At 62.4% G+C, this 13585-nt stretch carries 8 protein-coding genes; 2 read left to right on the forward strand and 6 right to left on the reverse strand.

Going from position 1 to position 13585, the window contains the following annotated elements; all coding sequences use genetic code 11:
- Positions 1–73: 73 nt before the first annotated feature.
- Together JS541_RS11690 and JS541_RS11695 are read left to right on the forward strand one after the other, a co-directional pair.
- Complete coding sequence (locus tag JS541_RS11690) at positions 74–2005, forward strand: ABC transporter ATP-binding protein (RefSeq protein WP_338023644.1); 1932 nt, start codon at positions 74–76, stop codon at positions 2003–2005.
- A complete protein-coding gene (locus JS541_RS11695) occupies positions 2005–3963 on the forward strand; it encodes an ABC transporter ATP-binding protein (RefSeq protein WP_236036945.1) in 1959 nt (652 codons plus the stop codon). The genes JS541_RS11690 and JS541_RS11695 overlap by 1 nt, the downstream gene beginning before the upstream one ends.
- 330 nt (positions 3964–4293) lie before the next feature.
- On the opposite strand, the gene JS541_RS11700 is transcribed toward JS541_RS11695, so the two are convergent.
- The 6 genes from JS541_RS11700 to tkt all read right to left on the reverse strand — a co-directional run bounded on the left by JS541_RS11700 (position 4294) and on the right by tkt (position 13493).
- Positions 4294–5676 carry an MATE family efflux transporter gene (locus JS541_RS11700; RefSeq protein WP_214374689.1) on the reverse strand — a complete coding sequence of 461 codons (1383 nt, stop codon included), beginning with the start codon at positions 5674–5676 and terminating at the stop codon, positions 4294–4296.
- 233 nt (positions 5677–5909) lie between these two features.
- A complete protein-coding gene (locus JS541_RS11705; protein ID WP_214374690.1) occupies positions 5910–6539 on the reverse strand; it encodes an HAD family phosphatase in 630 nt (209 codons plus the stop codon).
- An 81-nt stretch (positions 6540–6620) separates the two neighbouring features.
- Entirely contained in the window at positions 6621–8510 is a 1890-nt protein-coding gene (locus tag JS541_RS11710) for a bifunctional ADP-dependent NAD(P)H-hydrate dehydratase/NAD(P)H-hydrate epimerase (protein WP_214374691.1), read from the reverse strand.
- 125 nt (positions 8511–8635) lie between these two features.
- The gene (brnQ, locus tag JS541_RS11715; protein ID WP_240539349.1) at positions 8636–9991 is read right to left on the reverse strand and encodes a branched-chain amino acid transport system II carrier protein; all 1356 of its coding nucleotides are present in this window, start codon (positions 9989–9991) and stop codon (positions 8636–8638) included.
- A 210-nt stretch (positions 9992–10201) separates the two neighbouring features.
- Positions 10202–11305 (reverse strand): transaldolase, encoded by a 1104-nt coding sequence (gene tal, locus JS541_RS11720; RefSeq protein ID WP_214374692.1) that lies wholly within the window; start codon positions 11303–11305, stop codon positions 10202–10204.
- A gap of 85 nt (positions 11306–11390) precedes the next feature.
- Positions 11391–13493 carry a transketolase gene (gene tkt / locus JS541_RS11725; RefSeq protein WP_214374693.1) on the reverse strand — a complete coding sequence of 701 codons (2103 nt, stop codon included), beginning with the start codon at positions 13491–13493 and terminating at the stop codon, positions 11391–11393.
- Positions 13494–13585: the final 92 nt, after the last annotated feature.

Below are 13585 nucleotides of genomic sequence, written 5' to 3' on the forward strand. Positions count from 1 at the left end.
GTTTGCGTTCACAACCGTTGCGCCCGGCACAGTCGCCCGGCAGCGCAGCGACCATCATCGTAAGGAACGGCAAGTGAAGACGGTACGAATACTGCTGCGGCATGTCGGCGAGTTCAAACGGGACTCGATTCTGACGCCGATATGGATGATAGGCGAAGTGGCATGCGAGATGATCATCCCGTTGCTCATGGCCACGCTCATCGACCAGGGCGTCGAGAAGGGCGACATGGGCGTGATCTCCCGCACAGCCGGACTCATGGTGCTTATGGCCCTGTGCGGACTCACGGTCGGCTGCCTCGGATCGGTGTTCGGCTCGCGCGCCGCGACCGGCTTCGCGAAGAACCTGAGACAGGACCAGTACGACAACATTCAGACGTTCTCGTTCTCGAACATCGACAGGTTCTCCACGCCGAGCCTCGTGACGAGACTCACCACCGACGTGATGAACATCCAGAACGCGTTCATGATGATCCTGCGCATGGTGCCGCGCGCGTTCTCCAGCCTCATCATCGCCATGTGCATGGCGTTCATCGTCTCCGGCACGATGGCCCTGATCTATCTGGGCGCGGTCGTCGTGCTCGGCACCATTCTCGGTATCCTCATGAACATCGCCGCGAAGTATTTCCGCCAGGCGTTTCCCGAATACGACGCGATGAACGAGTCCGTCGAGGAGAACGTCACCGCCATGCGCGCGGTCAAGGCGTTCGCCCGCGAAAGCATGCAGACGCGTGTGTTCAAGGCCACGTCGAAGCGCATCTACGACATCTTCCTCAAGGCCGAACTCGTGCTTGCCGCCGTCGACCCGATCATCCAGACCACCGTGTGGGGCTGCCTGCTGCTCATCAGCTGGGTCGGTTCGCATCTGATCGTGCAGGACCGGCTCACTACCGGCGATCTGACCAGTCTGCTTATGTACTGTATGAACATCCTCATGAGCCTGGTCATGCTGTCGATGACGATTGTGATGATCACCATGTCGTCCGCCAGCGCACGCCGCATCGCCGAAGTACTCGAGGAGCGGGACGATATGCCGGCGGCCGCGCATCCGGTCGAACAGGTGCGCGACGGTTCGATCGAGTTCCGCCACGTCGACTTCGCCTATCCGGCCGTCAAGCTTTCGGAGAATGATCCGGCCGCGAAGCGTCGCATTGAGGCGACACGCCAGCTCATCGCAAAGGGCCCCGAGAACGTGCTCACCGACATCAATCTGACGATCCCGTCCGGTGCGGTCGTCGGTGTGATCGGCGGCACCGGCTCGTCCAAGACCACGCTCGTGAACCTCATCCCGCGCCTGTACGACGTGACCGGCGGCAGCCTCACGGTCGGCGGCGTGGACGTGCGCGACTACGACCGCGCCGTGCTGCGCGATAAGGTCGCCGTCGTCCTGCAAAACAACGTGCTGTTCTCCGGCACGATTCTGTCCAACATGCGTTGGGGCAACCCAAACGCGACCGTTGACGATTGCAAGCGCGTGTGCGGGATCGCCTGTGCCGACGAGTTCATCGACAAACTGCCCGACGGCTACGAGTCGAAGGTCGAACAGGGAGGCCAGAACTTCTCCGGCGGCCAGAAACAGCGTTTGTGCATCGCGCGTGCGCTGCTCAAGGAACCGAAGGTATTGATCCTGGACGATTCGACATCCGCGGTCGATACCGGCACCGACGCGAAGATCCGGCACGCATTTGCCAGCCAGATGCCCGACGTGACGAAGATCATCATCGCGCAGCGTATCTCGAGCGTCGAGGACGCGGACATGATCATCGTGCTTGACGACGGTCGGATCAGTGGCGTCGGCACACACGACGAACTGTTGCGGACGAACGAGATCTACCGCAGCATCGTCGAACTGCAGACACAGGGCGGTGGCGACTTCGACGAGGAGCAGTTCGCGCAGCTATCGTCGGATGCGACGGGCGCGGCGAATGACGCGAATGATACGAACGCCGCGAACGACGATACGCAGGATGACGCCCGTAACGACGTCGACGACAAGGAGGTGCGCTGATGCCCGGACCACGTGGCAATGCCGGCCGTATGGCCGCCGGCGCGAAACAGGGACGCGAACTCGACCATCCGTTCCGCATCTTCATGCGGCTCATGCGGTTCGTGTTCGGCATGTACGGCGTGCAGTACGGCATCGTGATCGCGCTCATCGTCGTCACGATCTACGCGCAGGTGCGCGGCAACCTGTTCTTCCAGACGCTCATCGATAACTACATTACGCCGATGCTCACCTCGCACGACCGCGACTTCGGACCGCTGCTCGGCGCGATCGGCGTGATGGCATCGATCTACGCGGCCGGCATCGTCGCGAACGCGGTGAGCGCCGTGCTCAAGGCGTTCATCACGCAAGGGTTCATGATGAAACTGCGCAACCGCATGTTCACGCATATGCAACGCCTGCCGCTCGGCTATTTCGACACGAACACGCGCGGTGACGTGATGAGCCTATACACCAACGACATCGACACGTTGCGCCAGATGGTCTCGCAGTCCATCCCGCAGATCATCAACTCGGTATTCAGCATCGTCATGATCCTGTTCAGCATGATCTATCTGAGCGTTCCACTGACCGTCGTTGTGCTTGTCGTGTCCGGCCTTATGGTGTGGATGACGAAGGTCATGACCAGCCGGTCCGGCACGTACTTCTCCCGTCAGCAGAAGTCGGTCGGCGAGCTCAACGGCTACGTCGAGGAGATGATGAGCGGCCAGAAGGTCGTCAAGGTGTTTACGCACGAGGCCGCGGCGAAGGCCGATTTCCGTGAACGCAACGACCGTCTGTTCGACGCGTCTAACAAGGCGAACATGTTCTCCGGTTTTCTCGGACCGATCAACAACCAGCTCGGCTACGTCGCGTACGTGCTCTGCGCGCTCGTCGGCGGTTGGCTCGCGGTCAACGGCGTGACCGGGCTTACGTTGGGCGGGCTCGTGAGCTTCTTGACGTTCGTCAAGAGCTTCACCATGCCGATCAGCCAGGTCAGCCAGCAGCTCAACGCGATCGTCATGGGCTTGGCCGGCGCGGACCGCATCTTCAAGCTGCTCGACCAAAAAGTCGAATCGGACGATGGCAAGACGACGCTGGTGAGCGTGCGCCGCGACGCCGCAACCGGGGAACTACGCGAGACGGACGACCGTACCGACCAGTGGGGCTGGCGTTCGTCGGACGGTCGGATCGTGCCGATGAGCGGCGACATCCGGCTCGACCATGTGACGTTCAGCTACGTGCCCGGCAAGACGATCCTGCACGACATGTCGATGTTCGCCAAGCCCGGTCAGAAGATCGCGCTGGTCGGCTCGACCGGCGCCGGCAAGACGACGATCACGAACCTGATCACCCGGTTCTACGACATCGACTCCGGCACGATCACGTACGACGGCATCAACATCGCCGACATTCACAAGTCCGATCTGCGCCGGTCGCTCGGCATGGTGCTGCAGGACACGCACCTGTTCTCCGGTTCGATCATGGAGAACATCCGCTTCGGACGGCTCGACGCGTCCGACGAGGAGGTGATCGCCGCGGCCAAGCTCGCCAACGCGCACACGTTTATCGAGAAGCTGCCGAACGGATATGACACGCAGCTGACCGGTGACGGCGCGTCGCTGAGCCAGGGACAACGGCAGATGCTCGCGATCGCGCGCGCCGCCGTGGCCGATCCGCCCGCATTGATTCTGGACGAGGCAACCTCGTCGATCGACACGCGCACCGAGTCGCTCGTGCAGGCCGGCATGGACGAATTGATGAAGGGACGCACCACGTTCGTGATCGCGCACCGCCTGTCCACGATCCGCAACGCCGACTGCATCATGGTGATCGAGGCGGGCCGTATCGTCGAACGCGGCACGCACGACGAGCTCATCGCCCAACAAGGCCGCTACTACACGCTATATACAGGCCGAGCCGTAAAGAAAACGCCGGAGGCGTTTTTAGGCGAGGAGCAAGCGACAGCGAGCCGGCATTGAGTCGGCCGCAGGCCGTCCGAAATTGCAGGGCCGGAGGCGAGCCGTAAAGAAAACGCCGGCCGAGCCGTAAAGCAACCGTTGGAAACGGTTGTAGGCGAGGGACTGACGACAGTCAGTCCAACAGTATGCGAGTGAAGCTCGTCCGAAATTGCAAGACGGCGTTTTTAGGCGAGGAACGAGCGGTAGCGAGCCGGCATTGAGTCGGCCGTAGGCCGTCCGAAATTGCAGGGCCGGAGCGAAGAGGGAAGTCGTCCTGAATGGGACGATTAATGACTGGCGAGGAAGGACATCATTGCGACCGTCGCGCGGCGGATGCAAACGAGTGCGATGTCACTTCCTCTCCATTGCCGTTTTCGGCAACAGACGCTCCGCATGCCATGCAAACAGCAATCCTGCCACAATTGCCGAGGTGATGTCGGAAATCGGTTCGGCGATGAACACGCCGGTCGTTCCGAATCCAAGCCGGGGCAGTGCCAACGCCAACGGTACCAGCAGTATCAACTTACGGAAAACCGCTAGGAACAACGACGGTTTCGCCTGCCCCATGCCCACGAACGCGCACTGGACCACGTTCTGAATCCCGAACACGCCCATACCACATACGAAATACGGTAACGTCCGTGAGACCACGCCGATAATCGCCCCGTCCGTGGTGAACAGCGAGGCCACTGAGCCGGGAAAGAGGGCAAGCAGCGTCGTCATCGTGCAGTTGATCGCCACCTGCACGACCATCGTTCCGGAATACGCGCGCCGTACGCGCCCGTATAGCCCTGCGCCGTAGTTGTAACCGATGATCGGCTGCACACCTTGCGAGATACCTTGCGAGAACACGAAGATCAGCTGCATGAGGCTCGTCATGATGGTCATCGAGCCCACATAGACGTCTCCGCCGTAACGTTGCAGCGATGAGTTGAACACCACCTGGATCACGGATTCGGTGATCTGCATGATGAACGGGGAGACGCCGAGAAACAGTATCGGACCAAGCAGTCGCGTCAGCCGAATGTTGCTCGTCCGCAGCCGTATCATGCTGTCCGGCGAGGCGAGGAAGCGAATCACCCATGCGGCGGACAGGCCCTGTGCGATGACATTGGCCAGTGCGGCCCCACGCACGCCCAGGCCGAACACGAAGATGAACAGGGGATCGAGAGCCAGCGAGCTCAACGCCCCGATGATCACCGATGCCATCGCCACCAGCGCACGCCCCTGCGCGGTGATGAACGTGTTGAGTCCCAGCGACAACTGTACGAACAACGTGCCCGTCAGATAGATGGAAAGAAAACCGGAGGCGTACGGCAGCGTCGCGTCGCTCGCTCCGAACAAGACAAGGATGGGCGTTTTGAAGAGTTGAAGCAATACTGAAAGTACGATGGCGATCGTGATAATGGCCGCCACCGACGTGCCAAGATAGCGATCCGCCTTGTCGCGGTCGCCACGTCCCAGTGCGATCGAGGAGAGCGGACCACCTCCCATGCCGATGAGCATCGCGAATGCGGACACAGCGAGCGTGATCGGGAAACATACGCCCACGCCGGTCATTGCAAGATCGCCCACGCCGGGAATATGCGCGAGGAACAGACGATCAACGATCGTGTACAGCGCGTTGCACGCCTGCGCCACCACCGCCGGAATTGCCAGCGACACCGCCAGCCGTCCGATCGGTTTCGTACCGAGGTCGTTGTCGGCGTCGCGTCGCCTTGTTGCCGTGGCCATCTGCCCGCTTGTCTCGTGTTTTGTCACGAGAGGACATTGTATCTTCCGTTCCGCAGTGAGCGGAAGATACCGCGCATATGCCGGATATTTTGGGCTTTACGTATGAAGTATGCGCGGAACCAGTATGAAAGAGACGGTATCGGTGGTTCCGCGCATCGTTGCTCGATTTTCGACTTGCCATGAACCGTTCGTCCGCGATCCGTTGCAGGACGATGGATCGCGGACGAACGTCGTTACAGCCGCACGCCGAGGGAAGCGAGGGATTCTCGTGCCCCGAGGGCGTTCTCGAACAAGATGCCGTGGATACCGACCTCGTTCGCACCGGTCACGTTCTTTGCGGTGTCGTCGAAGAAGACACACTGCCCGGCGTTCAGACCGAAGCGTTGCAACGCCAATTCATAGATGTCAGCGTTCGGCTTGTGCATCTTCTCCACGCCGGAAACGACCGTATCGTCCAGTAGCTCGGCCAGACGCGGGAACTTCTCGAACGCGAGATGGAACGTTTCATGCGACCAGTTCGTCAGGCCCCACACACCATAGCCGTGGCGCTTGAGATCCTCCAGCAGTTCGACCATCCCGGGCAGTGTACGTGGCAGTGCATCGTCGTAATGGTCGATGTAATACTTGAAGATCTGCGCGATGTCCTGGCCCTGTTCTTGCACGACATCCGGATAGATACTGGCGAAATCCTCGCCGGCATCCATCCGATCCTCGTAACGGAAGAACCCATGGGGATCATCGTCTGCGCAGATCGCACCGACGATTTCATCAGGGAAATGTCCTTCGAGGCATGCCCTCGTCTGCCAATCGAGCAGCACGCCGCAGAAATCGAAGATAACATCGGTGATGGGGGACTGAGGCATAAAAGCTCCTTATGACTACGCCTGAATGACTATGCTGTCCGACGATGACCGGCGATGTGCCGTCACGTGATTTCGCGAATACTATGACAACAGCTGACGGAACGCATCCGGAATGGCCAAGACCACGTCTGATGCGACAATCGGGTGACCGAGCGAGCCGACCGGACGCCGATCGGATGACCCGTAGACCGTCGGAGGATTGAATCCACGCTGATCGGATTGCGACGCGACCGATGCCGCATAACCATGCAGATACGCGGCATCGGCCACGGTCTCCACGATCGATGCGTCCTCATCCTGCTGTGCGAGCAGCGCGCCAGTCATGCCGGCCAGCACGTCACCCGCCCCGGCGGTGCCAAGCCATGCCGGCGCACGACCGGCCACCAGTATGCGTGTCACGGGCCGCGTCTCCCCGTCGGCTCGGGAATCCTCGAAATCGATATCGTTCGCCTCGTCACCGTCCAAGGAGCCGGCGGTCTTCATCCGTGCCGCATCCTGACCTTCCAGAGGCTGTACCGGCGTATCCTGCGCATGAGACTCCTCATCGCCGACCACAATACTCACCGCGCCCTTGAGCAACACGGTTGCCCCGGTCAGCTCATGCGCACGCACGGCCCAACGCAACGGCTCCAGCTGCACGTCATGCGCATCCACATCCTCCCCGCGCTCCGTGAGCAGCGCCGCCAATTCACCGGCGTGCGGTGTGATCACAACCTGCGGCGGCACCTCGTCCGGCAACAGATCCAGCGCGCCTGCATCCACGACGATCGGAGGCATCTCAAAGGCGAGATCCGGATCTTCGGCATGCGCATCCACTGCATAATGCGACAACAGCTTCGCAATCGTCTGACGCTGCACGTCGGCATCGTCCTCGTCCGTCACGCCATCCGGCACACCGGAACCCACGACCCACGACTGGACGCGCCCCTTGCCGATCACGGCTTCGGGTACCGCGGACAACACCATCGAACGAGTACGCTCCGGCCCCATGTACCGGATCATGCCGACGTTCGTGGCCGCCGCCGCACGGCTCGACAGCACGGCCGCGCCAGGATATCGCACCGAACCGGTGATCAGCCCCGTCACGCCGCGCGAATATTTGGTATCGGCCAGACGAGGCAGACGAATGACCTCACTGGCATTGTCTCCCGACACCGCCTCGGCGAGCGGCTCATGACCATCCAGATCAAACCCGAAGTCCACCAACGTCACCTTGCCGCACGCGTACGAGGCAGGCGGCAACATCGCACAAGGCTTCAAAGCGCCGAACGTCACCGTCACATCGGCCGGAATATACGGTCCGGTGATCGAACCGTCGTCCACACCCACGCCGGAAGGCGTATCCACCGCCACGACCAAGGGAAACTCTCCGGCAGTATCCCCGTCCGGCAACGCGGTGCGATCCGGCACCGTGCCATCCACACCAAGGGATGCAGCCATCGTGCCAGCGATGCCGTGCAATACGCCGGTCAGCCCGATGCCGGTCATCGCGTCGATGATCACGTGGGAATGCTGTGCCAACTCGACGGCGGCACGCAGGCGCTCGCCGGCCTCGCCGGCACTGAACCCGGCAGAGCATCCGGGAATTTCGGAGGAAGGATCAAGAATCAGCACCTTGCCGCCGGAACGCACAAACGCGGCGAACGCATCGTCATGTACCGTTCGGCCGACCGCCACGGCGGTCACGGACGCACCGTTCTCGGCCAGTGCGGCCGCCGCATACAGACCGTCTCCGCCATTGTCGCCGGCACCGGCCAGCAACGTGACGCGCGCATCCTCCAACGCCACGCCCTCGTCGTCCAGCAGATTCGCGGTGACATGGGCGAGTGCGGTTGCCGCCATGCGCATCAGCGGCACGCCGTTGTCCAGAAGCGGACGTTCCATCGCGCGTACGCTGGTGGCACGGTATACGGCGTGGCGCAACAGATGCAGCCTGTTCTCGTCATTGTGACCAGTCGCGATCGCGGCCATGATGCAAACCCCCTTGTATGGCGTTCGATATGATGACAGCTCTACTTTACCCGCGTTCGCGCGGTTATGCCGAACGCGGCATGGGCATGCGGCGCGAATCGCGATCCGATCGGATTCGCCGCAGATCACCCAATGGCCCGATGACACCGGACGGACGAATCGATGATGCCCATGAGCACGCCGATCGCGGCCGGAGCCAGCCAGCCGAGCTGATAGTGTTGCAACGGCAGCATCCCTAGTGTTGCGTCCAGCCATGGCAGCGATCCGCCGAATACGGCGACGAGGCTGTCGATACAGGTGGCGAACGACGTGATGGCGACCAGCATCACGACCCATCCGTATACGAGAGGGAATTGGCAAGCCAGTGTACGAGGGATGAACGCGAGCAGTACCAACACGATCGCGATCGGATACAGTGCGGCCAGCACCGGCACCGAAACCTTGATGATGGCGCTCAGCCCCGCGTTCGACACGACGAGGCTGAACACGGTGAACAGTACTTGCCACGCGCGGTAGCTGACCGGTCGCCCCGCGACAGAGCGGAATCGTTCATGGAAGTACGTCGCACAGGTGCAGATCAGCCCGGTGCAGACATTCAGGCAGGCCACGACGAACACCGCGCCCAGGAACACCGCGCCTGCCGTACCGAACATCGACGAGGTGAGATTGGTGAGCACGGTCGCGCCCGTGTCGGAGACCGGGTCAATAGCGGCGAGAGTGCCGGACACCACGCCGACATAGCTCAGCGCACCGTAGATCACGACGAGCAGCGCGCCGGTGCCAAGTCCCGCGATGGCGGTCTCGCGCCGCACTTGCGTCTCGTTGGCGATGCCCTGCGCCCGGATGTTCACCGAGATCACGATGCCGAAATACAGCGCGGCGAGCAGATCCATCGTCTGGTAGCCATCGAGGAAGCCTCGTGCCATCTGGTTCGTGGCGTAGTCGCCGGACGGTGCGGACGGTATGCCGGTACCGCGGACGAGACAGGCGATGAACAATGCGGTGATCAGGAACAACAGCAGGGGCCCCATGAATCGTCCGAGCACCTTGGATAACTTGTCGGGATGCTGCGCGAACACGAACGCCAGAGCGAAGAAGACCAGGGAATACGCGAGTTGGACGGTGCCTCGGCTGGTGTCCTGTGCCAGAAACGGTGTCACCATCATTTCGAACGAGGTGGTGGCGGTGCGCGGGATGGCGAAGCACGGGCCGATCGTCAGGATGATTGCCAAGCCAAGGAACAGCGAGCATCTGGGGGAGACGCGACCTGCCAGCGCGTCGAATCCGCCGGCGAAGGTCACGGCCAGCACGCCGAGCACCGGAAGACCGACCGCCGAAACGATGAAGCCGATCGCTGCGGGGACCGTCGCGGCGCCGGCCTGCGCACCGACGAACGGCGGAAAGATCAGGTTGCCTGCCCCGAAGAACATCGAGAAGAAGGTGAAGGTCATCATCAGTCGTTGGCGTGCGGTCAGTTGCATGGCTGTCTCCTTCCAACCCCGGGGCCGGACGCATCGGATGCGTGGCCGGACAGTGACGGGTTTCCACTTTACCGGACATGCGGGAAGAACGATATCGGAGGCTGGTCTGACGTTTTCCAGGTACAACGAAAAAAAGACTCCCGATCTGCGAGACAACGCAGATCGGGAGTCTTGCTATCCCTGACTAGTCAGCGATGAATGCCGAAGCAATCAGCCGTTGACACGGTCGATGCCGGACTGCACGTCGGCGAGGACGGAATCCCAGGACTTGATGAAGGCGGCGACACCGTCGGCCTCCAGCTTGTCGGTGACGTCCTTGAGGTTGATGCCCAGCTCAGCCAGCTTGTTGATGATGGCGTGGGACTCCTCGTAGGTGCCCTCGATGGACGGGGCGCCGTTGCCGTGGTCGGCCAGAGCGTTCAGGGTCTTCTCCGGCATGGTGTTGACGATGTGCTTCGCGACGAGCTCATCGACGTACTTGCAGTCGGAGTAGGCCGGGTTCTTGGTGCCGGTGGAGGCCCACAGCGGACGCTGAACCTTGGCGCCCTTGGCGGCCAGCTCGGCCCAGCGCGGATCCTCGGCGAACTTCTTCTCGAACAGCTCGTAGGCCAGGCGAGCGTTGGCCACGGCGGCCTTGCCCTCAAGGGCCTTGGCCTCGTCGGAGCCGTTGGCTTCCAGCAGCTTGTCGACCGCGGTGTCCACGCGGGAGACGAAGAAGGAGGCGACGGAGCCGATGTGCTTGAGATCGTGGCCGTTGGCGGCAGCCTGGGCGATGCCCTCGATGTAGGCGTCGATGACCTGCTCGTAGCGCTCGAGCGAGAAGATCAGGGTGACGTTCACGGAGATACCCTTGGCCAGGGTGGCGGTGATGGCCGGCAGGCCCTCGAGGGTCGCCGGGATCTTGATCATCGCGTTCGGACGGTTGACCTTCTCCCAGAGCTCGACGGCCTGCTTCTCGGTGGCCTCGGTCTCGTGGGCGAGGCGCGGATCCACCTCGATGGAGACACGGCCGTCAACGAAGTCGGTCTTCTCGGCGATCTCGCGGAAGATGTCGGTGGCGTTGCGCACGTCGGTGGTGGTCAGCTCGCGCACGGCGGTCTCGACGTCGACCTTGCCGAGTTCCTTGAGCTGAGCGTCGTACGGGCCGACCTGGCTCAGGGCCTTCTGGAAGATGGACGGGTTGGTGGTCACACCGACGACGTTCTTGTTGGCGATGAGGTCCTGCAGGGAGCCGGACTCGATGCGGGAGCGGGACAGATCGTCCAGCCAGATGGACACGCCGTTGTCGGACGTACGCTGAGTTGCTTCAGTCATATTGTTTTTCTCCTTGATACCTTATTGGATCAAATCCTTATCGGGGGAGAGGCTGCCGGGCAGCCCCTCCCGTTGCCCAAAGAAATCAGGCGTTGGCCTCGGCGATGGACGCCTCGGCGGCCTCGACCACATGCTCGGCGGTGATGCCGAGATCGATCATGTTCTGCGAGCCACTGCCCTGCAGGCCGAACTGCTCGATGGAAACCGGCTTGCCGTAGGTGCCGAGGTACTTGTACCACGGCATGGCCACACCGGCCTCGACGGAGACACGAGCCTTGACGGAAGCCGGAAGCACGGCCTCCTTGTACTCGGCATCCTGCTCCTCGAACCACTCCATGGACGGGAAGGAGACCACGCGGGCCTTGACGCCCTTGCCGGCCAGGGTCTTGGCGGCGGCCACGGCCCACTGGACCTCGGAACCGGAAGCCATGATGATGACGTCCGGGGTGCCTTCGGTGTCGACGAGCACGTAAGCGCCCTTCTTGACGCCGTCCTTGGCCTTGGCGGCGGTTTCGGCGAGGGTCGGGACACCCTGACGGGTCAGGATCATCGCGGTCGGCAGCGTGTTCTTCTTCTCGAAGAAGTAGCGGTAGGCCTCGGCGGTCTCGAAGGCGTCGGCCGGGCGGACGACCTCGAGCTGCGGGATCGCACGGAAGGAGGCCAGGTGCTCGATCGGCTGGTGGGTCGGGCCATCCTCGCCGACGGCGACGGAGTCGTGGGACCAGATGTACAGGTTCGGGATTTCCATGAGGGCGGCCAGACGGACGGCGGAGCGCTCGTAGTCGGAGAACATGAAGAAGGTGCCGCCGAACGGACGGGTGTAGGAGCCCAGCAGGATGCCGTTGGTGATGCAGCCCATGGTGAACTCACGCACGCCAAAGTGCAGCTGACGGCCGAACTCGTTGCACACCGGCCACTGCTTGGTGGCGCACTCCGCCGGGGCGAAGGTGGCGGCACCCTTGAGGTCGGTCTTGTTGGAGCCGCCGAGGTCGGCAGAGCCGCCCCACAGTTCCGGCATGACGGCCGCGATGGCGTTGAGGACGGAGCCGGAGGCGCCACGGGTGGCAACGCCATCGCCGACCTCGAAGGTGGCCTCGAGATCATCGAGGGCCTTGTCGAAGCCTTCCGGCAGCTTACCTTCCTTCAGGCGGTCGTACAGGGCGGCCTTGTCCGGGTTGGCCTTGCGCCAAGCCTCGAACTTCTCGTCCCAGGCCTTGTGGGACTCGAGGCCGCGGTCGGCGACCTTACGGGCGTGGGCGAGGGCTTCCTCGTCGATCTGGAAGGACTGCTCCGGGTCGTAGCCGAGAACCTTCTTGAGTCCGGCGACGGCCTCGGCGCCCAGCTTGGAGCCGTGGGAGGACGGATCGTTGGTCTTGCCCGGGGTCGGCCACGCGATGAGGGTGTCGACCTTGATGAGCTTCGGCTGGTCCGGGGCGGCAGCCTGGGCCTTGGCGATCACGTCGGCCAGACCCTCGACGTCCTCCTTGTAGGAGCCGTCGGGCTGGATGAAGCTGAATTCGTCGGTGTACCAGCCGTAGGCCTGGAAGCGCTTGAGCACGTCCTCGGCCAGCACCAGGTTGGTGTCGCCTTCGATCTGGATGCGGTTGGCGTCGAAGATCACGGTGATGTTGCCGAGCTTCTGGTTGGCGGCCAGGGAAGCGGCCTCGCCGGAGATGCCCTCTTCGATGTCGCCTTCACCGCAGATGACCCAGATCTTGTGGTAGAACGGGGAGTCTTCCTTCGGGGTCTGCGGATCGAGCAGGCCGCGCTGGAAACGCTCGCCATAAGCGAAGCCGATGGCCGAGGCGAAGCCCTGGCCCAGCGGGCCGGTGGTCATTTCGATGCCCGGGGTCAGGCCGTACTCCGGGTGGCCCGGGGTGTGGGTGTCCGCGCCGCCGCGGAAGTGCTTGAGGTCGTCCAGGGTCAGGCCGTAGCCGGAGAAGTACAGCTGGACGTACTGGGTGAGGGAGGCGTGGCCACCGGAAAGGATGAAGCGATCGCGGCCTTCCCACTTGGGGTCGTTCGGATCATGCTTGATGAAGTGCTGGTAGAGAGTGTAGGCGATCGGCGCCAGCGAGACGGGGGAACCGGGGTGGCCGCTTCCCGCCTTCTCGACCGCATCAGCCGAAAGGACCTTGGCCATCTTGATGGCGCGCTCGTCCAGTTCGGTTTCCTTGAATTCGGTCATGTCTGTAATTTTCCTTCCAATACTTCGGGCACCACGCGCCCGGCTTATGCCGGGTCATGCATACCCTCACATTGCTCTTACATAGTAACCGC

This window comes from Bifidobacterium sp. SO1 (assembly GCF_018555335.1).
In the GTDB taxonomy this organism is placed as follows: Bacteria; Actinomycetota; Actinomycetes; order Actinomycetales; family Bifidobacteriaceae; genus Bifidobacterium; species Bifidobacterium simiiventris.

Excerpts from the sequence above, each read along its gene's own strand:
- JS541_RS11710 (WP_214374691.1), bottom strand. The coding sequence starts at position 8,510 with ATGGCCGCGATCGCGACTGGTCACAATGACGAGAACAGGCTGCATCTG.
- tal (WP_214374692.1), bottom strand. The coding sequence starts at position 11,305 with ATGACTGAAGCAACTCAGCGTACGTCCGACAACGGCGTGTCCATCTGG.
- brnQ (WP_240539349.1), bottom strand. The coding sequence starts at position 9,991 with ATGCAACTGACCGCACGCCAACGACTGATGATGACCTTCACCTTCTTC.
- JS541_RS11705 (WP_214374690.1), bottom strand. The coding sequence starts at position 6,539 with ATGCCTCAGTCCCCCATCACCGATGTTATCTTCGATTTCTGCGGCGTG.
- JS541_RS11700 (WP_214374689.1), bottom strand. The coding sequence starts at position 5,676 with ATGGCCACGGCAACAAGGCGACGCGACGCCGACAACGACCTCGGTACG.
- tkt (WP_214374693.1), bottom strand. The coding sequence starts at position 13,493 with ATGACCGAATTCAAGGAAACCGAACTGGACGAGCGCGCCATCAAGATG.
- JS541_RS11695 (WP_236036945.1), top strand. The coding sequence starts at position 2,005 with ATGCCCGGACCACGTGGCAATGCCGGCCGTATGGCCGCCGGCGCGAAA.